This window comes from Sinorhizobium garamanticum (assembly GCF_029892065.1).
GTDB classification, from domain to species: Bacteria; Pseudomonadota; Alphaproteobacteria; order Rhizobiales; family Rhizobiaceae; genus Sinorhizobium; species Sinorhizobium garamanticum.
In genome coordinates this window covers 786,675-807,159 of sequence record NZ_CP120374.1, presented here as the reverse complement: position 1 = coordinate 807,159, position 20,485 = coordinate 786,675, and the positions used below count along the sequence as shown (strand labels likewise).

Here is a 20,485-nt window from a genome sequence, read left to right as displayed (position 1 = left end):
GGATTTCTCCACTCGCTGCGTATCATCTTCGCAACATGGCGGAGCGAGTTCTTAAATCCCTGACCCGTCGAGCTCTCGCTCGTCTTCGCCTTCCCAGGGTGAGGGCATCGAGGTGCGATCGAGATTGGCCGAGGGCATCGGCATCCAGCACTTCAATTCGGGCTCGGCGTATTCGATGATGCGGCCGGGCGAGGAGTCAGAGGCGCGCCAACCTTCTGCACCGAACTGATCGCCATTCGACCAATATGCGAGGTCAACTTCTGCCGCCCCCTGTTCAGACGGGCGGATCGTAACGAGGATCCGACGGCCGTCTTTCGGCGCGCTTGCCATGTGGCGCCAGGGGTCTGGCTCGACCATCATTTTCCTCCTGTCTTGCTGCAGGTTGCAAGTGTCGCCTCGCCATCGAAAACGGTCAACTCAAACTTTGCACAACCCATCGTCTATCGATTGACGGTCCGGTCAGGATGGACGCCCCGAATTGAGGCGTACCATCGCTCCTCAACCGGCATTTCGTAGCGTCGGTCCGCCGTGCTCAGCACTTCAAATGCAACAGCAGCAAACCGGTCGATGTGCGCGGGCGAGGGGAGGTGTTCTACGATCGCGCGGTGGGGATCCTCGGCGACATCGGACTGTCGGCTGAGGCGGTCCGATCCGTCGCCGGGAGGATTGGAACCGTCTACCCGGCGACAACGGGCGTGCTGCTGGCGTTTCTCGCCCGGGTGCCCATTCGAGGCGCTGGGTCACGGTTTTCAGATCGATGCCGCACAGTTATAAAGGGACAGCGGCCTCATTACGGCCGATGATTGCCCCTTTCCCCGTGCGGCGCTTAACCTCCTTCGAAAGAAGGCGCTAATTTAAAGATAGGCGATCGCGCTGCGCTGCGTTAGAATCGCCCCGGGCCGCCGATCTGCCAGTCCGGAGATGGCGCATTCTTTGGCAATTCGATGAAACAGAGACTAGCCGCAATCCTGGCTGCCGATATGGCAGGTTATAGCCGACTGATGGAGGCCGACGAAGCAGGCACCATCGCCCGCCTCAGAACGCACCGAATAGAACTGATCGATCCCGCCATTGCCAAGAACGAGGGCCGGATCATCAAGACGACGGGTGACGGCATGCTTGTGGAATTCCAGAGTGTGACCGACGCGGTGAAATGCGCCGTGGAGATCCAACAGCGCATGAAGCGACGCAATTCGGACGTGCCTCAGGATCGGCGGATCGAATTCAGGATCGGCATCAACCTCGGTGATATCATTTTCGACGACGACGACATCTTCGGCGATGGCGTGAATATCGCCGCCCGCATCCAACAATTGGCTGATGTGGGCGGCATCTGCGTCACCGCTGCGGTGGCGACGCAGATTGCCGACCGTCTCGAAGTCCCCATCGAGGATCTGGGCGAGAAGATGCTGAAGAACATCAGCCGTCCTGCACATCTTTTTCGTATCGGACTCGAGGGCTCCGTCTTGCCGGACTCAACGGAGAAGAAGGACGCGAAGCGCGCCGTTTCCAAGCCCGCGATCGTTGTTCTGCCGTTCGACAACATGAGCGGCGACCCCGAGCAGGAATTTTTCGCCGACGGCTTGACCGAGGATATCATCACCGAGCTGTCCCGCCGCCACGAGCTCTTCGTCATTTCGCGCAATTCCAGTTTCGTCTACAAGAACCAAGCTGTGAACGTGCGCGAAGTGGCCGAGAAGCTGGGTGCCCAGTACCTGGTAGAAGGCAGTGTCCGAAAGATCGGCGACAGGGTGCGGGTGACGGTCCAGCTCATCGACGCGGTCAACGATGCTCATGTCTGGGCCGATAAATACGACCGAAGACTGGACGACATCTTCGCTATTCAGGATGAGGTCACGGCGGCGATAGCAGCCACTTTGCCAGGTCGTCTTGAGGCCTCGCAGCGGGACCAGCTCGCCCGCATAAAGCCGGCGAACATGGCCGCCTACGAGTGCGCTCTCACAGCCAAGGTGCTGCATCACCGGGGCACCGTCGCGGACAACGAGCAAGCGCAGGCGCTGATAGACAGGGCACTAGCACTCGACCCTGGTTATGCGCATGCCCACGCTTGGCGGGCCTGCATCCTCGGGCAAGCGTGGGTGCACGGCTGGTGCGAGGACAAGGACGCGGTATGGGCCGAAATCATTGCCGAGCTTGAACGGGCGCTGGCGATCGATGAAAATGACGCCGACGTGCATCGCATTCTCGCCGCCGTGAACGTGAACAACAACGAGCTGACGACGGCGCGTTATCACCAGGAGCGTGCCCTTTCGATTAATCCAAACTACGACTTGGTGGTGGTCCAGCAGGGCGAACTGCTGACGTGGCTTGGTCGGCCGGAAGAAGGGGGCGAGTGGATCCGCAAGGCTATGCGGCTCAATCCCCACCACCCGGAACGGTTCTGGAGCCATCTCGGCAAGGCGCATTTCACCGCGCGGCAGTACGCGGAAGCGATCGAGGCATTCATGCATCTTTCGGTGATGGACCACGTCCAGCACGCTTTCGTCGCCGCCTGCTACGGGTGGCTCGGCGACAACACTGCTGCTTCTGCGCACATGAACAAGGTCAGGGCGCTCGCGCCCGACTTCGGCATCGAATCCTTCCTTGCAACGTTACACTACGCTCAGGAATCCGACACGCAACACATCCGGGAGGGCCTTGTCAAAGCGGGCGCGGACGACGGCTTGCCAGCAGCGAACGACATCGCGGCGCAATAGAGCCTTCTCGCCGTCGCCATGGGAACCGTCTCATCCTTCTGTCGAAACCTTCAAGATCTGAAGGCAGACGTCCGAGAAAGGTTCGATCCCCGTGCGCAAGGCGTAGCTGCCGCGCCCGGAGTAGAATCATCGCTCCATTCGGAAGTTGCGACAAAGTCGTTGCAGCAGAGCAAGTGTTCAGGTGCTCAATTTACTACCTCCGCAGCTCTCAAGGACCGCTTGGGCGTCCTGAAGATCGAGCGTCCCGTGGCCCTTCCCTATAAACATTGAGCACAATGTCGGCGTCGGAGCGCCGGCTACCCGCTCGCTCGCTTAGGCGATGTCGCGTGCTCTCTTTGCCAGGTGGTTGGCGAGCCGGGTTGCCTCTTCGGCAACTCCAGGTATGGTGCCCGACTTTCGCGTCGATGCGAAATCAAGGCCGGTGAAATAAAGGCCGGGGATGATCCCGATCCCGTCTCTGTGGACCGGTTGGCCGGCTGCGTCGAGCGCACCGTTGATATGCACCCATCGGAAATTACCTTTGAAGCCGGTGCACCATATCACCGATCGAATGCCGATCGTCGCCCAGTCGATTGAGCGGATCGGTGGATCAGGTAGTCTTGCGGCAATCGTCTCGGCAGGGTCTTCCTCTGGTGGTGGGGCGTCAAGACCGGCACTCGCGATGTACCGATCAAGAAAGCGCTTGACCTCGGCTGAGCTGTCGTCGGCAAAGCGAATATGCTCCCTCACCTCATCGCCGAACTGAAGAGTGCCATTTTCGACGCCTGTAAAGCGCCCAAGCAATACGACACCCTGAGCACTCAGCGATTGCAGACTGATTGTGTGAGTGGCACCAAGCAAGGCCCGCGGCGGCAATTTCCCTGAGGGTAGAATGAGGGTTTCGCGCTGCACGTCCAGAAAACCGGAGAGGGTCATCCAATTAAAAATGTCGCCGCCGCGATAACAGCGCACAAGACGGCCCGCGCGGCTGGTCGCCAGAAAGACCGATCGCCCGGCCAGCACTAGATCCTCTGCAATCTGGCCTCCCGACTGGCCGCTGCCAACCACCAGCACCGCACCGCGCTCAAGTTCGGCCGCATTGCGGTAGGCGGAGCAATCGAGTTGCGGGAGTGCCAGTGGCAATTCCGCTGACCAATGCGGCCGCATCGGACAATTCAGACTGCCGGTAGCAACGACGACGTTGCGGGACCGAAGGGTGCAAGCCGGCGTTGCCACCTGAAATAGCCCGTTGTCTCTCGTCATTTCGAGTACCGGAGTCTCCGTTCGCACCGGCAGCTTGTGCCGTGCAGCGTAACTTTCGAGATAGGCGACAAATTCATGCTGCGTGCTAGCACCCCAAGGATCTGGCCCATCAAAGGAATCGCCGGGCAGCATCGAGCGTATCTTCGGCGAATTCAGCCGAAACGAGTCCCAGCGCTGCGTCCGCCATGTCTCACCGATCCGGCTGCGCTCAAGCACCAGGTGATCGAGAGATAGTTGTTTCAGGACCTGGCTGACGCCGAGTCCGGCAGAGCCAGCACCTATTACAACGGCATCAAGGATCCCACTCATATCTCTCCCATCTCAAGCTCTGCATTACGGACAGCTCGGAAACTCAGCCCTTCGCTGATGCCGTCTCAGTTTTCGATAAGGCCTCGCCGGCGGCTGTCGAGGATCGGGCTAAGCAGATATTGGAACAGGCTCTGCTCGCCGTCCATGAGCATGACCTCGGCCGGCATGCCAGGAATGAGGTGCACGTCCTCGAGCTTTGATAGATCTGCCGGAGCGACCGCCACTTTTGCAAGGAAATAGGTCACGCCCGTTCGTTCATCGGCGATCGCATCGGCTGAGATCGAGCGCAGCCGGCCGTGAATGAGCGGCAGGCTCCGCTGCCGATAGGCCGTGAGGATCACGCGGGCGGACATGCCGGGTCTGACGCGTTCGATGTCGGTCGGTCGGACCCGGGCGTCGATGACCACTCCGCTGTCGTTCGGAACGAGGTCGAGCAGCGCCTGTCCCGGCTCTATCACGCCGCTCTCCGTCGTCACGTGGAGGTTCATCACCGTGCCAGCCACCGGTGCGCGAATGACTGTGCGCTCGAGTATGTCCTCGCGCGACGGCAGCTGGCTTTTGAGCTCCGCCAGGATCCGGCGCATCTCAGCGAGCTCCGAACCGAGCTTTTCCTGGCGCTCCTCGGCGATCGTAAGCAGCTGCAGATCGGTTTCGCCCATGGCTTGTGCGTTCTCGGCGATCTTCGCCCGATTGGCTGCCTTTGCGGCTGCGATATCGGCCCGATGACGCTTGAGCGCCAGTATTCGCGGCTTGCGCTCCAAATGCTTCTCGAAAAGATCCTGCGCGGCCGAGATTTCTTCGTCGATCAATGCGATCTGATCGACTTCGGCGGCGATCACCTCCCGCAGGCCGGCATTCTGCTCCTCGAGCTGGCGGACGCGCGCCTGGAGGATCTGGATGCGACCGCGATGTGCCGCTTGCCGGCTGGCGAACAATTGCCGCTGCCCCTCCATCAATCGCTGCAGGTCCGCGGAGCTGCTGCGAAGGAGAAACTCGGGGAAGCTGATTTCGGCAGCGTCGGTGCGCTCGGCCTCGAGCCGAGCCTCGGTCGCCAGAACGTGCAGAAGTCGCTCCCGAATTTCCGCGTCCTGAGACTTGGCCTTCGTGTCATCGAGAGTAATCAGCGGATCTCCGGCGCTGACCATGTCACCCTCCCGGACATGGATCGACCGAACGATCCCGCCTTCGAGGTGCTGAATGGTCTTGCGGTACCCGTCGGGGCTGACGACGCCGGGGGCGAGCGCTGCGCTCGCCAACGGGGCGAGCACGGACCAGCCGCCGAGCACCAGAAGGAACAGCGTGACGGCCAGGAGCCCCAGACGTCGCGGCATCCTGGTGGCCGCCGCGAGCGGATCCGGCGACGTCTCGGCGCTGGGCCGCTTGCCGGGGCGCAGCATTCGCGCGAGGGCGAGGAAAGCGATTGCCGCAGTCGCCAGTATGATGACTGCAATGGCCGTTTCGCTCAATGCGATGCCGGCAAGCGCCAACTGATCATGGATGGCGGCGATCGCCACGGCGTAACCGGCCTGCAGCCTGTCAATGGCGCGGGACAGCTGCATTTCGATGTCGCCAACAGCAATCCCAACCAGTTCCAGCTTATCGAACATGTTTCATTCCCCCGCTTTAAGGCGGTTCTCGCGGCCAGGGATTTGCGATGGCTCCTCGAGACGAGGCGCGTGCAACGGCCTCGCGGCCGTTGATCCGGCCGGCTGGACCGGCCGCACCATCTTCTCGCGCGGACCGAAGGCTGCGACGGTGCCGTTGTGAAGTGCCAGGACCTTGTCGGCGCACGTCAGCACCGAAGCGCGGTGGGTGACGATCAGGACCGTCGTTCGAAGCTGCTTGAGTGTAGTCAGCACTTCGATCAGGGCGCGGTCCCCGGCCTCGTCCATGTTCGCGTTCGGCTCATCCAACACGACGAAGGACGGATCGCCGTACAGGGCGCGCGCAAGTCCGAGGCGCTGCCGCTGGCCGAGCGAGATCCGCTGCGAGTGCAGGGCGATCTCGGTTTCGTAGCCGTCTGGCAATGAGAGGATCAGTTCGTGCACGCCGGCGACCTCAGTTGCCCGGATCAGCGCGTTGCTGTCCACTTCGCGAAAGCGTGCGATGTTCTGGGCAACCGTGCCCGGCAAGAGCTCGACCTGCTGCGGCAAATAGCCGATATGCGGGCCGAGATCCTCCGGATCCCAGTCGAAAACGTCGGCCGCGTCGAGGCGCACATGGCCCTTGGTCGGTTTCCAGGCGCCGACCGCGAGGCGGCAGAGGGTCGACTTGCCGGCGCCCGATGGGCCGACCACGGCACAGTTCTCGCCCGGGTTAATCGCGAAGCTAATGGCGCTGAGGACCGGCTCCTGACAGCCGGGAGGGAGATAGAACACGTTTTCGAAGACAAGCCCGCCTTTGGGGCGGGGGAGGGCGACGCGGTCGCGCGCATCGCGTGACGTGCCGGCGAAGAGCTCCTTCAAGTTCGCATGCGCGCTCCGCGCTGCGACGAAGGCACGCCAGGCGCCGGTCGCCCGTTCGATCGGGGCGAGCGCCCGGCCCATGACGATCGAGCCGGCAATCATGGCGCCCGCGGTTATCTCGCCGAGGATGACGAAATAGGCGCCGGCAGCCAGGATGGCAATTTGCAGGATCAGCCGGAGGCTGCGCGAAATCGAAAGGATCGTGGTCGTCCGATCGGCCAATAGCTGCTGCTCGGCCACCACCTCGGCCTGGCGGCGGCGCCAGCGGTCGAAGACTGCCCGTGCCATGCCGAGAGGCGAGATCGTCTCGCCGGCATCGACATAGCGCATGGCGTTCTCCTGGTGGGTCTTGATGACGCCTGCGACGCGCTTCTGCCTGTCCCGTGTCAGTGCGTCGTTCGCCAGGGCGAGCCCCATTAGGACGAAGGCACCGGCCGTGGCAACCACGCCCAGTGCCGGGTGCAGGGCCCAGATGAAGGCGAGGAAGATTACGCTCCAGGGCATGTCGAGAAAGGCGAGCACGGCATCGCCCGCATAAAAGGTCCGCAGATCGGCCACATCACGGGTGCCGGCGCGCCCCTCCTTTCCCGCGAGCCGCACGTCCATGGCGCGCCTCAGCATCGGCACGTTGAGCTCGGCGTCGAGCCAGCCGGCGGCGCGGCCGAGGACCACGCGCCTTGCCTGCTCGAGCGCACCGTAGATCACGACGGCGAAGATCGCGATCAGCGTCAGCCACAGCAGCGTGTCCAGCGACCCGCTCGAGAGCACCCGGTCATAGACCTGCAGCATGTAGATGCTGGCGACGAGGAGCAGCAGGTTGAGAAGGCAGCTCAGCACGATCAGCAGCGGGAACTGCCGACGTATGGCGCCCATGACGTCCGCGAGACGGGTCGTGCTGGTGTCCGGTGGCATCGATTACCTTCCGTGAACTGGAGACCTTTGGGAAGGGTGCGAGCCCGCCCTCCGGGGCGGGCTCGCTATTGTGTCAGACGACCGTGGCGTCGAGATCGATCGAGAACGGGTCCGAACTGCTGTCGCCATCACCGTCGAACAGCTTGGCGGTGAAGTCGAGGTGGAGCGGCTCCGGATTAAACGTCACCGACGTGGTGAACTCGATGGTTGGGACCTTGATCGTACCTGTGCCCATCAGGAGCTGTACCGCGTCGATTTCGTTCGGCCCAGTGGGATCGCCCACCGTGAAGGAGACCAGGCCTTTGCCGGCGGCCGTGAGGTCTCCCGCGAGGACCTTGACCGGAGCACTGACCGTCCCATCGGTGAAGTAGATCCGGTAGAAAAGCTCCTCGGTCGCCGGGGTGTAACCACCGTTCGTCTGGTCGTTGATGATCACCTTCACGCTGCTGACGTCAACGTGCGGGTCGACAACGAAACTTTCGTCGATCTTGCCGCCTTGCGTCGTGGCACCGTCGATTCCGGCGTTGGCGTTGCCCTCGAACAGGTTGTCGGCGAGCCCGATCCCCGCCGTGCTGACATTCATCGCCGCCGGGCTGAGGAAGGGTGCGGTGCCTTGAATTGTCGCCTCGCTGTCGTCGAGGAAGTCAGCAATTGCGTCTTTCGCGGGAGTGCCGTTGGTCGTCGGAGCAAGGGCATTGACGGCGAAGAACACGATGTCGGTGCTGTTGACCGTCAGCGTCCGCACCGGGTCCGGCCCGCCTGCGTCAAGGCTTCCGTTCGCGGTCGAGAACGTGGTAACCGAACAGGGCGGTGTCGTGACCTCGATCGCATAACTGTCGTTGACCGGATCGAAAGTCAGCGTGAAGTCCACGGTCTCGTCGGTGCCGTCGCCGTTGAAGTCGTCCGTGATCGACCCGTCGAAGGTGAAGGCGCCGGTCTTTGTGAGCGCGGTGTCGACGGTAACGGGACCATCGTCGTCGATCTCGTAGCCATCAAAGTTCACGCTCAGCGACGCGAACCCGTCGCTGCCGGGATCGTTGTCATTCCAGGTTCCCTGAGCGCCCACGGCGTATGACCCGCTGGAGTTCTCGACCGTGACGGTCGGCCCGTCGTCCTCGAACTTGATCGTCAGCGGATTGGCCGCTGTTGCGCTGTCGGTGTCGCCGTCGCCGTCAGTGACGTGCTGCACCGCGAACAGATTGGCGGTGGCCGCCAAAGTCAGCGCGTCGTCATGCTGCGCCACGGTGCTGCCGTCGTCCGTGTGCTCGAGTGTCGCGCTGCTGCGGGTGACCGTCACTTCGCCGGTCGTGCCGTCGATCGAGACGGTGAAGGCGAGGATGCCACCCGAGCCGCCCTTGCGGCCCTCCCACACGGTATCACTGACCTTGACCAGCAGGATCTCGTCGGCAGCCGCGGACTCGCCGGTGAGCCACAGCCCTGTCTGCGCACCGTTGGTGCCCGAAAGCGTGTAGCTCACGCTGCCCTGGCCGTCGGCTCCGAAGTCCGGGGCCTCGAACAGCGCGGCAATCGTCGCGGCTGCGATCGTCGCCGAGTTCACGCCGTCGCGGCTAAGCGGCGACTCGTCGACCGTCGCGGTCGGTCCTGCGACGTTCTTCGCTACCGCATCCGGCCCGTCATCCTCGAACTTGATGGCCAGCGGATTGGCGGCCGTGGCGCTGTCGGTGTCGCCATCGCCGTCGGTGATGTGCTGCACCACGAACAGGTTGGCGGTGGCCGCCATCGTCAGCGCGTCGTCATGCGCCGCCGCGGTGCTGCCATCGGTCGTGTGCTCGAGCGTCGCGGTGCTGCGGGTGACGGTCACTTCGCCGGTCGAACCATTGATCGAGACCGTGAAGGCGAGGGTGCCGACCCCGCCGCCCTTGCGGCCCTCCCACACGGTATCGCTGACCTTGACCAGCAGGATCTCGTCGGCCGGTGCCGACTCGCCGGTCAGCCACAGCCCGGTCTGCGCGCCGTCGATGCCTGACAGCGTGTAGCTCACGCTGCCCTGGCCGTCGGCGCCGAAATCCGGGGTCTCGAACAGCGCTGCGATCGTCGCCGCCGTGATCGTGACCGAGTTCACGCCGTCGCCGTTCGGCGCCGCCGGCGATTCGTCGAGCGTCGCCGTCGGCCCCGCGACGTTCTTCGCCGCGGCATCCGGCCCGTCATCCTCGAACTTGATGGTCAACGGGTTGGTTGCGGTAGCACTGTCGGTATCGCCATCGCCGTCGGTGAGGTGCTGCACCACGAACAAGTTGGCGGTGGTCGCCATCGTCAGCGCGTCGTCGTGCGCCGCCGCGGTGCTACCGTCGACGGTGTGCTCGAGCGTCGCGCTGCTGCGGGTAACGGTCACTTCGCCGGTCGAACCATTGATCGAGACCGTGAAGGCGAGGATGCCGGTCCCGCCGCCCTTGCGGCCCTCCCACACGGTATCACTGACCTTGACCAGCAGGATCTCGTCGGCCGGTGCCGACTCGCCGGTGAGCCACAGCCCGGTCTGCGCGCCAGCGGCGCCCGACAGCGTGTAGCTCACGCTGCCCTCGCCGTCCTCGCCGAAATCCGGGGTCTCGAACAGGGCAGCGATCGTCGCCGCCGAGATCGTGACCGAGTTCACGCCGTCGCCGTTCGGCGCCAGCGGCGACTCGTCGAGCGTCGCCGTCGGTCCCGCAACATCCTTCGCCACCGCGTCCGGCCCGTCATCCTCGAACCGGACCTTCGAGCCGATCTCTTCGACGTCACTCGCGACCTGCGTGATTTTGAAGCCGCCGAGATCGAAGGACACGTTGCTACCCTGGCCTGAGGCCGGCTGATCGTTGCGGACCAGCACCCGATTGTGTTCGTCAGTGGTTGTGTACCGGATGACATCGTCATCCTTTACGCCGGTGATCGTGGCTGTGTGGCCGGAGATCGTCACGGCCACGCCCAGGGTGCCGGTGATGTCGACCCCTGCGCGGATAACGCTCACCGACTCGATACCGACCCCAGTGTCGCCGTTCACGAGCGCGTTGTTGTCGATGTAGTTGTTGCCGGTTCCGTCTGCCGTGAGAAAGGCCTGGATCTCCACCGTCGCGCTCGTGTTGACATTGGCGGGGGTCATTTGCGAGATGGTGATTTCTGCACCCAGGACGTCTTGGGCATAGCCTGAGAAAGCGATGTTAGATTCGAGGTTTGCCTCGGTCGGTGTAAGCCCAGGAACGAGGAAGTCGGAATTGGCCCCCGTGACGAAGGTGACGACCATCGCCTTTTGGGCCTTGATCTGCTGACCTTCGGTGCCGAGCGTGGTAGCACCGCCGCCCTGGCCTGTATTGACGGTGTCGCCGTCATTCGACACGTTCTGGCCGGCCGACTGGTTGGCCGGATCCTCGCCGGTGACAAGGATCGCCAGCGACGTGTTTCCGAACATCATGAAGAGGTTCTGGCCCGAAGGCGCGCTTGCGAAGGAGAATTCGGTCTCTCCGATGGCGGAGACGAACAGCTTGTTCGTCAGGTCGAGGAAGTCGTCATGATCAGCAACACTGCTGCCATCGGTGTTGTGCGCCAGCGTGTAGCCGTCTGCGATCACGGTCCACATCTTGGCGCCGGTGGTGCTGCCGGCTGTCTTGACTTCTTCGAGATAGATCGAGAACGCGATGGGATCGTCGCCGCTGTTCCCGGCCACGCCGTACACGATGTTGTTGTTGGTCGGATCGGTGAAGAGAAAGACTTCCGTGACAGTCCCGTCGTCAGCCACCGCGAACAAACCGCTGCTGAAGGTGGAGGTCGCGCCAGTCTCGTAATCCGTGAACGCGACTCCATTGGCGCCGGTAAGCGCGAAGTCGCTGGACGCGGTGGCGCCGCTGACGGTCAGGATGTTACTGCCGGTGTTGGCGCCGTTGTAGCCGCTGAGCGCCGCCTCATCCACCGTCAGGCCGTAGGTGGTGATCAACCGGCTCGAAAATGCCGTCGGCAGGCTGCTCGCCAAAATATCATTATCGTCGGCGTCGCCCGCAGGGGACGGCGGGGACGGTGTAGCGGTCGCGTTTTGCAAACCATCGGTTTCATCGAGAACGACAAACGCGCCAGTAGGCGTGAGCGTGATAGCCATGGTCCTTCTCCCTTATAAAGAGCGGCCTCAACGGTCGTCAGTGGTTTAGGTCCTCCCGCTGGATCGCTGGAGTGGCCGGGGCGCACCTGCTGTCATGTTTCGTGGAAAGAGGCGGAGGCAGGCTGCTGGCCGCAAATCTTTGCAGCCCAGCAATCGAATAGCTGTGGTGATTGAAATAATCCGCTGATGGCACTTTTCGTGGCTGCCATTGCCAAATTGCCTTGCGCGGATCCGCGCAAGGCACCCCCCCTTGGATGAGGTCGTCAGCCATCTCTCGGAATAGGAGCGCACCCCGACTCTCTATACCTACTCCCAGTTGGGTAGATGGCGGCGGCGTCGTCGGAGTATGGAGCGCCCGCTTTTCGCTTTATTCAAGCTACCCTTACGGGCTAGGATAGTTCCCACCTAATTCCTTCGGAGTAGGTGGCCCCTTCCGTGGAGAGATGAATTTCCTGCCGCTCGATTATAAGAGCTTGACGTGTGCTCGTTGCCGAAGATTTCGAAGCGATGGATTTCTACAGCCTCAACGAGCTCAACCTCGTCCTCTAGACGGCCAGCGACTTCCCGGGCCTGAGCGTCGCCGTGAACGTTTCCCTTTTACGACTCTTGTGGAAGCGTTGCAGCGCAAGGGGCGCAAAGTTTCGGTCGTCTCAACCATCTCGACCCAACCGCCCATGATTGCGGATGAATTGCGCCGTCAGGCGGACCACTTCATTGATCTTATCACCCTGCGCGATGAAATCGACCGCCGTCCGTCAGAACCTGCCCCGCATGCGACCGAATCAGCCAGAGAAGACGCGGTTCTAAGTCCGAAGCGCAGACGGGCGTGAAGCAGTCGCGAGTCATATGTAGCCCGCGCTTAAAAGCGGCACAAAAAGCTCAGCCCCTCTCAATTGGTTCCTAAAGGCGGTTTTGTTTTCCCTGCTTCCCCAGCGTTATTTTCCTCATCATCCAACTGTTGCAGGAGATCGACGAACTTCAGGGGCAGCGGCTGGACTTGGAACACGGGCAGAGATCGGAGGAAATCGATGTTGCGGGCGGATGTCATTATCCGCCGGATACGCCTCGCCAAATTTATGTGGCGCTTCGTCATATCGCCCGTCCAAAGGGACGAAACATCGTAGGTAGAGTATGGTTCCTCCAGAGCACAAAAAAGGCCAGGAGTCCCCCGTAGTGTAGGTGATTTCCTGCCGTTCCTCATCATCCATCGTGGAACCGCTGAAACCTTCTCCACCCGCCGCCCAAAGGGACTACTGTGATTGTTGACCGCCACATTTCCCGGGCTCTTTTGGTGCTATCTTGAGGCACGCTATCTCAGAGAGAGGATCAATCCATGTGGCTCGAATTGCACGACAGCAATGGACCGATTTTCATCAACATGGACACTGTTACGCACTTCCATCGGGTAGAGGGCAAGCGGCGCACCACTCTCGTCACCTTCGCGCCCAATAACGGGACCTGCGTGATGTTCCAGGTTAACGAGACACCTGACGAGATCATGGACAAGATCAGCGAATATTAACGCAGATTGACCAGATCCGGCCGGGCACGCGTGACCAAGGATTAGGGGGCGCCGCCCGATCGGGCTACTGAAGCCCCGTGTAGCCTTTTTTCGTCGTCTATGGCTCGATCGATCGCCTCGATGCTCATCTGAAATTCAATCACGCCCTTTGCAGTTGCCACGATCTCCCCTGGCTCTTTATTACTGGCAACCGCGCGTCGACGCTCGACCAATTCCTGACGCAGTCTCAGCAGGTTATCGATGTGTTCCTTGCTTCTCGCCACGTCATCTCTCCCACCACACCTTATAATCGCATAGATTGGCATCTCGCGCGCAGTAGGCAATAAAAAAGACCGGGCTGTACCCGACCCTTCTGTCGCCACCCCGTGCCGCTGGCAGTACATCCGTGGTCAACGGCACAAGGAGGCGTATGCCTCCAATGCAGGCGCTGATTGAAATTTCCAAATCGGAAATCAAAAGGGCGCCGGCCTCAACGCTTCCCTACGGCCGTAAAACGCTCAGGGAAGGCTTTTCCGATGTCTCTATGCCGGCGCGATGCGGGGCGGTCGAAATCTGGTTCCTACGCGGGTTTTGTTGATTGCGTCCGGCCTGCGCCGACTTCGTCAGGCTTTAGCGCTGCGGTGGCGCAGCGCCCCTTACGACTTTCGGTACCTTCTGCGACAACTCGTCGAGCGTTGCCATAACTCGGTTTACCTGGGAGAGGGTAGCGGTCATTTCAGGACCGTATCTTGTGACGAGATATTCCCTGTTCGAGGTCAGGGTCTCCAAGTGTTCGGTCGTACGCTTGCGCAGGATCAAGCCGGCATCAATCGCCCTTCGAGCGCGCTCGTCAATCTTGTGCTGAAGGCCACGGATGGCCTTGGGGTCATGTCCTTTGGTGAGTAGAAACGCATTCAGGTAGAGCTCAATCGAGTGCAGGGCCAGAAGCCGGCGTGGAGTGTGCGATAGCGGTTTGCCCCGAGGGGAGCGTTCCCCAAGCAAAATCGCGGCTGCTCGGTAATGCGATGCCAGATCGAGAATATCGTGAACGCTAGCTGTATCCCCAGGGTACACTGCATCCAAAACAAGAACCTCCCATTGGTTCCAACGTATTGGTGCAGGATGGCAGGATGCTTGCGGGAGTCAATATCGCCCAAAGGGACGAACTAAAGCGGAAGCCGCCGCCATCGGAGCAGATGCGATTATCGCGGTCCGCCTTTACTACAGCGAAGTATCTGCAGGCGGGTCTGGAGGCGGGATACTGTTCGTTGCTGCAAGCGGAACTGCCGTCAAACTAACGGGGTAATCTTTGCCAAGGCAGAGACCCGATAGCCATGTCGCATTCCGTGTCGCGTGGAGTCGCCGTTCTTGGAGCCGGCATGAGCAATCTGTTCAATCTTTGTGAAGGACTGGCGGCGATTGTGGCCCCATCCTCAGGCGATTCGCCTGGGCAACAATGGAGACAGCATGACCGTTCTGCAGTTCCCGTCCGATCGGCGCACAGGTGATGTCAAACGATGCGCAGAAGCCCTTCAACGGCTCCATGGAGAGGCGGCAAATCATTTCTGGCGGTCAGAGATGGTTAGCTTCGCCGCAGCGCACAGGAGGCTGGGCGTTGTCGAGGAAGAGATATCGCGCCAAGCCGGCCTATTCATGCACGCGGTCCAGATGGATCTGCAGGTGGCGTTCGCCAACGAAGAGAACAACGCATCCGCTTAGGCCGATCCGGGCGCGATTAGAAATCATCCCCGGTGGTCATCTCCTAAACATGCACTCCATGTCGCGTGGAGCCGCCGTGTCTTCACGGTAGTCGTTGAAATTCAACGAAATTCATTTGCAACATGGCGCGACATGTAAAAGGCCGTCTGGCCAAGCTGGCGTTGCCTTAACTTCTTGATTTTGCTTTTGAAAATGGCTGGCTGAGGGAGCCTGATTCCCACATCCTTTCAAAGGCTTAGCGAAATTGCCTTTGAATTCCCGATGGTTTTCCGATCGCGGCGACCGTGGATGCCACCTTTGTGCCCTGGCTTTGGGCCCCAGTCAGCACGTGCGTAGAGCGGCAATAATTTCCGCTTCTAGGCCCTAAACGCGCCTTCGCTGGCCGCTCAGCACCAGCAGTAGTGGGTGGGGAGCGGTCGTTCGCGTCGTTGATCAGAACGAGTAGGGTGCACCAATTGACTGACGTTCGAGCCGCTTCTCCACTTCGGACATTCACATGATCGTCGCCCACAGAGGGAGCCGTGGGCCGCCCGCGTGCAAGATCGGCTCCGAAAGAACCCGAAGCGGGGTGCGTTTTATCAGCGCCACCTTCCCATCCAGGAATCTGCCCATGGCCGAAAGCTGGGGGCGCATTTTCGATTTGTCCAGACGCTTTGTATTGTTCGCCACAATATGCAGGCGTAGAATTTTTTGGACTGCTCCCGGCGGTTCACTGGGGGCAGCCACCTCAGACGGGAGATTTGCCATGAAAATCGCGCAGGCATTCATGATTGGTACTGCTGCGCTGGCGGCCAGCCTATTCGTGGTTCCAGCCCAAGCGGGAGAAAAGCACGTTCTCTTTTCGCCGGACAATATCCAATGGGGGCCAGCTCCGCCGGTCCTTCCGAAGGGCGCCCAGGCGGCGGTACTCTTTGGTGATCCGACCAAGGAAGGTCAGTTCGCGCTCCGCATCAAAGTACCAGCCGGTTATCACGTCCCTCCGCACTCGCATCCAGTGGATGAAAATGTCACCGTAATCTCTGGCACGTTCAAACTCGGCATGGGAGAAACCGCTGATCAAAGCAAGGCCGAGGCTTTGCCTGCAGGCAGCTTCATTTCGCTGCCTCCTGGAATGAACCACTACGTCTATACGGACGAAGAAACGGTGGTTCAGATCAACACCATGGGTCCATGGGCTCTCGATTACGTCAATCCGCAGGACGATCCACGCAAAAAGATGTGACGGGTCTTTGCGCCCTCCTATAAAGCTGAGTGGGCGGCGAAAGCCGCCCTTTTCCTCTTCTCTTTCGATCGGGCCGGGCGGAAACAACTGAAAGCTTGGGCGACGGCAGCCCGATCCACCCGCCCTCCCTTGATAGATGTCAGGCCGTCTTAAGCTCACAAGGGATTGACGCAAAACCCGTTACAGAAGATCGCATAATTTATCAACGGGAACCGCTACATGGTTGGGCTGGTGTTCGTGCGATATCCCCGTGCGGTGAACATGGTCATTATTCTCCGCGAAAAATGCGGAGAATTTACTTGCGGCTGCGGAGATTAATAGTCATATTCACCGCAAAGGACGCGGAGAATGTTGAGCTATATTCACAACCTGAACGGCTGGCCGAGATTTAGCTGGAGCAACGATGCTCTGGCAGGGCCGTTAGCGGCGGTCCGACATCAGCAAGGGCGCCTACTCGGTCGGATGGAAGCGCTGGGCTTTGATTTTCGCGCTGAAGCAGTCCTGTACACGCTAACTGAAGACGTTGTGAAGTCCAGTGAGATCGAGGGCGAGTTCCTCGACAAGGAGCAGGTCCGCTCCTCGATCGCCCGCCGGCTCGGCCTTGACATTGGTGCGCTCGCTGCTGCCGACCGCCATGTCGAGGGCGTCGTTGAGATGATGCTGGATGCCACCCAGAACTATGAGGCTCCGCTTTCCGATGAGCGGCTGTTTGCTTGGCATGCGGCGCTATTCCCGACCGGCCGCAGCGGTATGACCAAAATCATTGTGGGTGCTTGGCGAGACGAAAGTTCTGGACCAATGCAGGTGGTCTCTGGGCCGATGGGACGAGAGACGGTCCATTTCGAGGCGCCTGCAGCCGAACGACTTCCAGAAGAGATGGCTGCATTTCTTTCTTGGTTCAACGGGCGAGCGTCGCACGACCCAGTCCTGAAAGCAGCGATCGCGCATTTGTGGTTTGTCACCATACATCCTTTTCAGGACGGCAATGGCCGCATTGCGCGCGCCATTGCCGATATGGCGCTCGCCAGGTCGGAAGGCACCTCGCAGCGCTTCTACAGTATGTCCGCGCAGATTCGGCAGGAGAGGAAGGACTACTACACCATCCTCGAGACGACACAGAAGGGCGATCTCGATATCACCGGCTGGCTACTATGGTTTCTCGGCTGCCTCAATCGCGCCTTTGACGGTGCCGAAGAAATTCTCGCCAATGTGCTCCGCAAGGCGCGGTTCTGGGAAGCGCACGCCGGCCAGCCGCTCAGTGAGCGCCAGCGCAAGGTCGTCAACCGCCTTCTCGAGGGCTTTGAGGGCAAATTAACGTCGTCCAAGTGGGCCAAGCTAACGCAGACCTCACCGGACACCGCCCTGCGCGACATCAATGACCTCGTGACACGCGGAATTCTCATTCGGGAAGCAAGCGGAGGGCGGAGTACCAGCTACTCTCTGGCTGATGTCGAAGAGATTCCTAGCTAACCTTCGGTGTCGGTCAAGAAGCCCTTGGTTCGATTCCGCTCAAGGCGAGGGATACGCAGTCGACTTCCCAAAACGCGGCGGTTATCGGCCGGTCTACCGATCGTCTGAAATGGGGGCGAATTTACCCGTTGCCGCAGAGGTCTCAGGAGGGTCAAAAAAAGACCTTAGAGCGTCGGACACGCTGCGCTGTCCCAATTGAATCCCCAAGGATTTCTGGACCGCAAAGCTTTCATTATCCTGAGGCGAGTGTTGACGCAACATTTTCACCGAACGCCAGCGCTCGGACCTTTTGACTTCCCTCCAAAGAAGCATCGCTCCTCAGGCACTGTAACCTTGTTGACGACGATCTGAGCTAGTCCATTTTGGGTAGAAATGAACGGCGCGATAACTATCGGAACTGGGCGATAATGACAATGGCGTACGATGGTTGTATTGGTAAACATAATTAGCGTCAAGTATTAAGTGGCGTTGTTAGCTGAGGTACTTAGTTTCAATAACTATCAATATTTTGCCTGCCACTAGAACTCCATCGAAATGAAGGACTTTTCATGGAGTATTTTTCTCAGGCTAATCGTAACACACTCAGGTAGCGACGCAGAACCGGCAAAATATAGGGAGTGGCAAGGAGGGATAAATGTACCGCACGAGCTCGACCCTGAGCAATTTTGAAGATAACAAAAAGGTATTGCCGAAGAAAAGCAAGATTGTAATGCTCGCTAAGATCGACCTGTTCGCCGAATGTTTGACGCAGGCGATTAGCGCGCGTTTTCAGGATCAGGATGTCGTTAGCCTTTCCGATGCCGACGGTCTCCTGGACGGCAATCTTATCGACGTAAGCCTGGTCATGCTCTACCGCCTGCCGGCGGCAGCATTTCCATCGATCATGAGGACGATCCGCGAGTTCCATCCGAAGGCCGCGATCGGCCTGATGGTGCAGGATTCGGACGAGCTCGACTCGTCGATCGCGGGAGTTGTCGACGAAGGGTTGGTTCACGGCGTGCTGCCCCTAAATCTCAATCTCGACGTATGCCTTACCGCCATCGATCTCTTGATGAAGGGCGGCGAGCATTTTCCCGCCGCGTTGCTTCGGCGTCTGGCGCCGAGAGGGCTTGGAGGGGGCGGCCTTGTCGCGCAAAACCAGGCGTCTTCGGAAGCCATCGATCTGGAACGCAAGATCGACTTTGGCCAAGGCCTCCTGACGATGCGCGAGATCCAGATTCTCGATCTCATCTGCTTGGGCACGCAGAACAAGATCATCGCCGACCGTCTCAGGCTTTCCGAAAACACCGTCAAGGTGCATGTCCGCAACATCTACAAGAAGATGAACGTGCGCAACCGGACGGAGGCGGCGTCGCGCTACTTCCGGAGCGACGCTGATCTCGCCTCGCTCCGCGCACCATCACGCTGACACAACTGACCGAAGTGTCGGCTTGAATGTCGTGGCGCCGCGCGACTACGGCGACGCGCCTTGTCGGTCGACCGTAAACAAAAGGCGGACTTAAACGGCGAATACTTTAGGCCTGTATTCTTTGAATTTAATGCGCCTGGTAAATTCAATGCCGTTACGTTGCTGTGCCCGGTTCTCACGTTAAATGCCAAGACCCATCGTGAATCTGAATTTATCTGCACATTCTCAAACTTTGTGTACAGCTAACAACCTCTGAAATCGTTGACAGGCGTTCTCACGATTAACTGCAAAGCGACACAAGACCGATAACCTGATCTAGTCGGATCGATCAACTGGACAAATTGCCTGCTTCTGTCACGATCAAACCGCCAACATTATTGGCGTCAACTCGAGTCCGCTCCGACTTCGGCGGGGTCTCTTTTGCGTGGTCACCCAGTCTTCAAACACTCGCTCAGGCGGGCAGGGTCCCACGCCTGGCTGGTAGAGCGTGACCGTCTTCGTTCGGCCCGGCCGTCAGGTCAGCTTGAGATCGACGGCGGGATGCAGTTTCTTGAGGTTTGGTAGAGACTTCGACTACCCCAGTGATTACTCAGCCAAGTGCTGTCGAGGCGATGGCTAGAGCGAGAGCGGAGCGCAACGAGCGCTGACAGACTTCCTGATACCCAGTTGCCGCAACGGTCTTCGATAGATCACGGAAGCGGCGTAATGCCAATCAGCCATTCGTGCAGCCGCCATACGAACAGCACATAAAGCAAGACGCCTGCGATCGCAGCCATGATGTCCCACTTTGCCGGCCCCGGCGCCGGGACGTCATCACCCCGGCGTTTGACCGAGATGCGATCCGCAACCGCCCAGGAAAGGAACGCACCGAAAAGCAAAAGCGAGGCGAGATCGCCATTGGCGAGCAGATGCGCAAGTGCCCAGATCTTCACCGATACGAGCATTGGGTGCTTCAGAACAGGCTTCAGGCGACCGGCCGGCAAGACAAATACTGCGAGGCTGATGAAGGCGAAAAGCATCAACGCAAGTGCGATATGCTCAGCCAGTCCGGGGGCTCGTAAAGGACAGGAGCATCCTGCCTGGCAATGGCAAACCCCCAGACGATCAGCGCGAGACCGATCAGCGCGGTGAGCGAATAGAACCCTCTCCAGGGTCCGTCCCCCATAGCTGCAATGCGCCGATTGCGCCAATCGGGCGCAAAAATACGAACCGAGTGCACGCCCAGAAAGATCAGTAGGCCGAGAATCAAGACAAACATCGTCGTCTCCGCAGGCTGGCCGAGCCGCGCGTCGGATTTGGTCCCATTCCAGGAAAGGTGTGCAACGGTCGTCCGTCCGGAGTTTTGTCTATTCAAACGATTAGAGCGGTTCGCTGTTTCGATGAAACAACGAACCGCTCGGATCGGCAAGCGTCGATCCGTTGCCTCTGCTATCGCG

The 20,485-nt window shown here is 60.1% G+C and carries 14 protein-coding genes and 3 pseudogenes; 9 read left to right on the top strand and 8 right to left on the bottom strand.

The features are described 5' to 3' along the window. Positions 1 to 51: 51 nt before the first annotated feature. Positions 52 to 357 (bottom strand): hypothetical protein, encoded by a 306-nt coding sequence (locus PZN02_RS23745; protein ID WP_280663249.1) that lies wholly within the window; start codon positions 355 to 357, stop codon positions 52 to 54. A 194-nt stretch (positions 358 to 551) separates the two neighbouring features. Here PZN02_RS23745 and PZN02_RS23740 point away from each other — a divergent pair. Together PZN02_RS23740 and PZN02_RS23735 are read left to right on the top strand one after the other, a co-directional pair. Continuing rightward, a pseudogene (locus PZN02_RS23740) lies at positions 552 to 722 on the top strand (LysR family transcriptional regulator); the annotation flags it as partial. 222 nt (positions 723 to 944) lie between these two features. Next, on the top strand, positions 945 to 2,717 hold the full coding sequence (locus PZN02_RS23735) for an adenylate/guanylate cyclase domain-containing protein (protein WP_280663089.1): 1,773 nt from the start codon (positions 945 to 947) through the stop codon (positions 2,715 to 2,717). Between the two features lie 312 nt (positions 2,718 to 3,029). Here PZN02_RS23735 and PZN02_RS23730 read toward each other — a convergent pair whose 3' ends face one another. From PZN02_RS23730 to PZN02_RS23715, 4 genes are all read right to left on the bottom strand, one after another. Next, the gene (locus PZN02_RS23730; RefSeq protein ID WP_280663088.1) at positions 3,030 to 4,268 is read right to left on the bottom strand and encodes a flavin-containing monooxygenase; all 1,239 of its coding nucleotides are present in this window, start codon (positions 4,266 to 4,268) and stop codon (positions 3,030 to 3,032) included. 65 nt (positions 4,269 to 4,333) lie between these two features. Next, positions 4,334 to 5,875 (bottom strand): HlyD family type I secretion periplasmic adaptor subunit, encoded by a 1,542-nt coding sequence (locus tag PZN02_RS23725; RefSeq protein ID WP_280663087.1) that lies wholly within the window; start codon positions 5,873 to 5,875, stop codon positions 4,334 to 4,336. Between the two features lie 3 nt (positions 5,876 to 5,878). Then, positions 5,879 to 7,645, bottom strand: coding sequence for a type I secretion system permease/ATPase (locus PZN02_RS23720; RefSeq protein ID WP_280663086.1), 1,767 nt, complete (start codon positions 7,643 to 7,645; stop codon positions 5,879 to 5,881). Between the two features lie 73 nt (positions 7,646 to 7,718). After that, the gene (locus PZN02_RS23715) at positions 7,719 to 11,729 is read right to left on the bottom strand and encodes a DUF5801 repeats-in-toxin domain-containing protein (RefSeq protein WP_280663085.1); all 4,011 of its coding nucleotides are present in this window, start codon (positions 11,727 to 11,729) and stop codon (positions 7,719 to 7,721) included. A gap of 596 nt (positions 11,730 to 12,325) precedes the next feature. On the opposite strand from PZN02_RS23715, the pseudogene PZN02_RS23710 reads away from it, so the two are divergent. Beyond that, positions 12,326 to 12,559 (top strand): annotated as a pseudogene (locus PZN02_RS23710) (NYN domain-containing protein); the annotation flags it as partial. Positions 12,560 to 12,618: 59 nt separating this feature from the next. Here PZN02_RS23710 and PZN02_RS23705 read toward each other — a convergent pair. Next, positions 12,619 to 12,822, bottom strand: coding sequence for a hypothetical protein (locus PZN02_RS23705; protein WP_280663084.1), 204 nt, complete (start codon positions 12,820 to 12,822; stop codon positions 12,619 to 12,621). A 240-nt stretch (positions 12,823 to 13,062) separates the two neighbouring features. Here PZN02_RS23705 and PZN02_RS23700 point away from each other — a divergent pair, with 240 nt between their 5' ends. After that, a complete protein-coding gene (locus PZN02_RS23700) occupies positions 13,063 to 13,251 on the top strand; it encodes a hypothetical protein (protein ID WP_280663083.1) in 189 nt (62 codons plus the stop codon). Positions 13,252 to 13,292: 41 nt separating this feature from the next. Here PZN02_RS23700 and PZN02_RS23695 read toward each other — a convergent pair whose 3' ends face one another. Then, positions 13,293 to 13,514, bottom strand: a complete 222-nt coding sequence (locus PZN02_RS23695) for a hypothetical protein (protein WP_280663082.1) — start codon at positions 13,512 to 13,514, stop codon at positions 13,293 to 13,295. 827 nt (positions 13,515 to 14,341) lie between these two features. On the opposite strand from PZN02_RS23695, the gene PZN02_RS23690 reads away from it, so the two are divergent. The 5 genes from PZN02_RS23690 (at position 14,342) to PZN02_RS23670 (ending at position 19,049) form a co-directional block, all read left to right on the top strand. After that, entirely contained in the window at positions 14,342 to 14,536 is a 195-nt protein-coding gene (locus PZN02_RS23690) for a heavy metal-binding domain-containing protein (protein ID WP_280663248.1), read from the top strand. Between the two features lie 161 nt (positions 14,537 to 14,697). Beyond that, positions 14,698 to 14,949: a DUF6074 family protein gene (locus tag PZN02_RS23685; RefSeq protein ID WP_280663081.1), complete on the top strand. Its 252-nt coding sequence runs from the start codon at positions 14,698 to 14,700 to the stop codon at positions 14,947 to 14,949. A 745-nt stretch (positions 14,950 to 15,694) separates the two neighbouring features. Then, positions 15,695 to 16,171: a cupin domain-containing protein gene (locus PZN02_RS23680; protein ID WP_280663080.1), complete on the top strand. Its 477-nt coding sequence runs from the start codon at positions 15,695 to 15,697 to the stop codon at positions 16,169 to 16,171. A gap of 351 nt (positions 16,172 to 16,522) precedes the next feature. Then, the gene (locus PZN02_RS23675; RefSeq protein WP_425336363.1) at positions 16,523 to 17,641 is read left to right on the top strand and encodes a Fic family protein; all 1,119 of its coding nucleotides are present in this window, start codon (positions 16,523 to 16,525) and stop codon (positions 17,639 to 17,641) included. A gap of 634 nt (positions 17,642 to 18,275) precedes the next feature. Continuing rightward, the gene (locus tag PZN02_RS23670) at positions 18,276 to 19,049 is read left to right on the top strand and encodes a helix-turn-helix transcriptional regulator (RefSeq protein ID WP_280663077.1); all 774 of its coding nucleotides are present in this window, start codon (positions 18,276 to 18,278) and stop codon (positions 19,047 to 19,049) included. 689 nt (positions 19,050 to 19,738) lie between these two features. Here the strand turns inward: PZN02_RS23670 and PZN02_RS23665 are convergent. After that, positions 19,739 to 20,307, bottom strand: a pseudogene (locus PZN02_RS23665) (NnrU family protein). Positions 20,308 to 20,485: the final 178 nt, after the last annotated feature.

Excerpts from the sequence above, each read along its gene's own strand:
- PZN02_RS23745 (WP_280663249.1), bottom strand. The coding sequence starts at position 357 with ATGGTCGAGCCAGACCCCTGGCGCCACATGGCAAGCGCGCCGAAAGAC.
- PZN02_RS23685 (WP_280663081.1), top strand. The coding sequence starts at position 14,698 with ATGACCGTTCTGCAGTTCCCGTCCGATCGGCGCACAGGTGATGTCAAA.
- PZN02_RS23700 (WP_280663083.1), top strand. The coding sequence starts at position 13,063 with ATGTGGCTCGAATTGCACGACAGCAATGGACCGATTTTCATCAACATG.
- PZN02_RS23720 (WP_280663086.1), bottom strand. The coding sequence starts at position 7,645 with ATGCCACCGGACACCAGCACGACCCGTCTCGCGGACGTCATGGGCGCC.
- PZN02_RS23670 (WP_280663077.1), top strand. The coding sequence starts at position 18,276 with ATGTACCGCACGAGCTCGACCCTGAGCAATTTTGAAGATAACAAAAAG.
- PZN02_RS23735 (WP_280663089.1), top strand. The coding sequence starts at position 945 with ATGAAACAGAGACTAGCCGCAATCCTGGCTGCCGATATGGCAGGTTAT.
- PZN02_RS23725 (WP_280663087.1), bottom strand. The coding sequence starts at position 5,875 with ATGTTCGATAAGCTGGAACTGGTTGGGATTGCTGTTGGCGACATCGAA.
- PZN02_RS23680 (WP_280663080.1), top strand. The coding sequence starts at position 15,695 with ATGAAAATCGCGCAGGCATTCATGATTGGTACTGCTGCGCTGGCGGCC.
- PZN02_RS23715 (WP_280663085.1), bottom strand. The coding sequence starts at position 11,729 with ATGGCTATCACGCTCACGCCTACTGGCGCGTTTGTCGTTCTCGATGAA.
- PZN02_RS23705 (WP_280663084.1), bottom strand. The coding sequence starts at position 12,822 with ATGACGAAGCGCCACATAAATTTGGCGAGGCGTATCCGGCGGATAATG.
- PZN02_RS23730 (WP_280663088.1), bottom strand. The coding sequence starts at position 4,268 with ATGAGTGGGATCCTTGATGCCGTTGTAATAGGTGCTGGCTCTGCCGGA.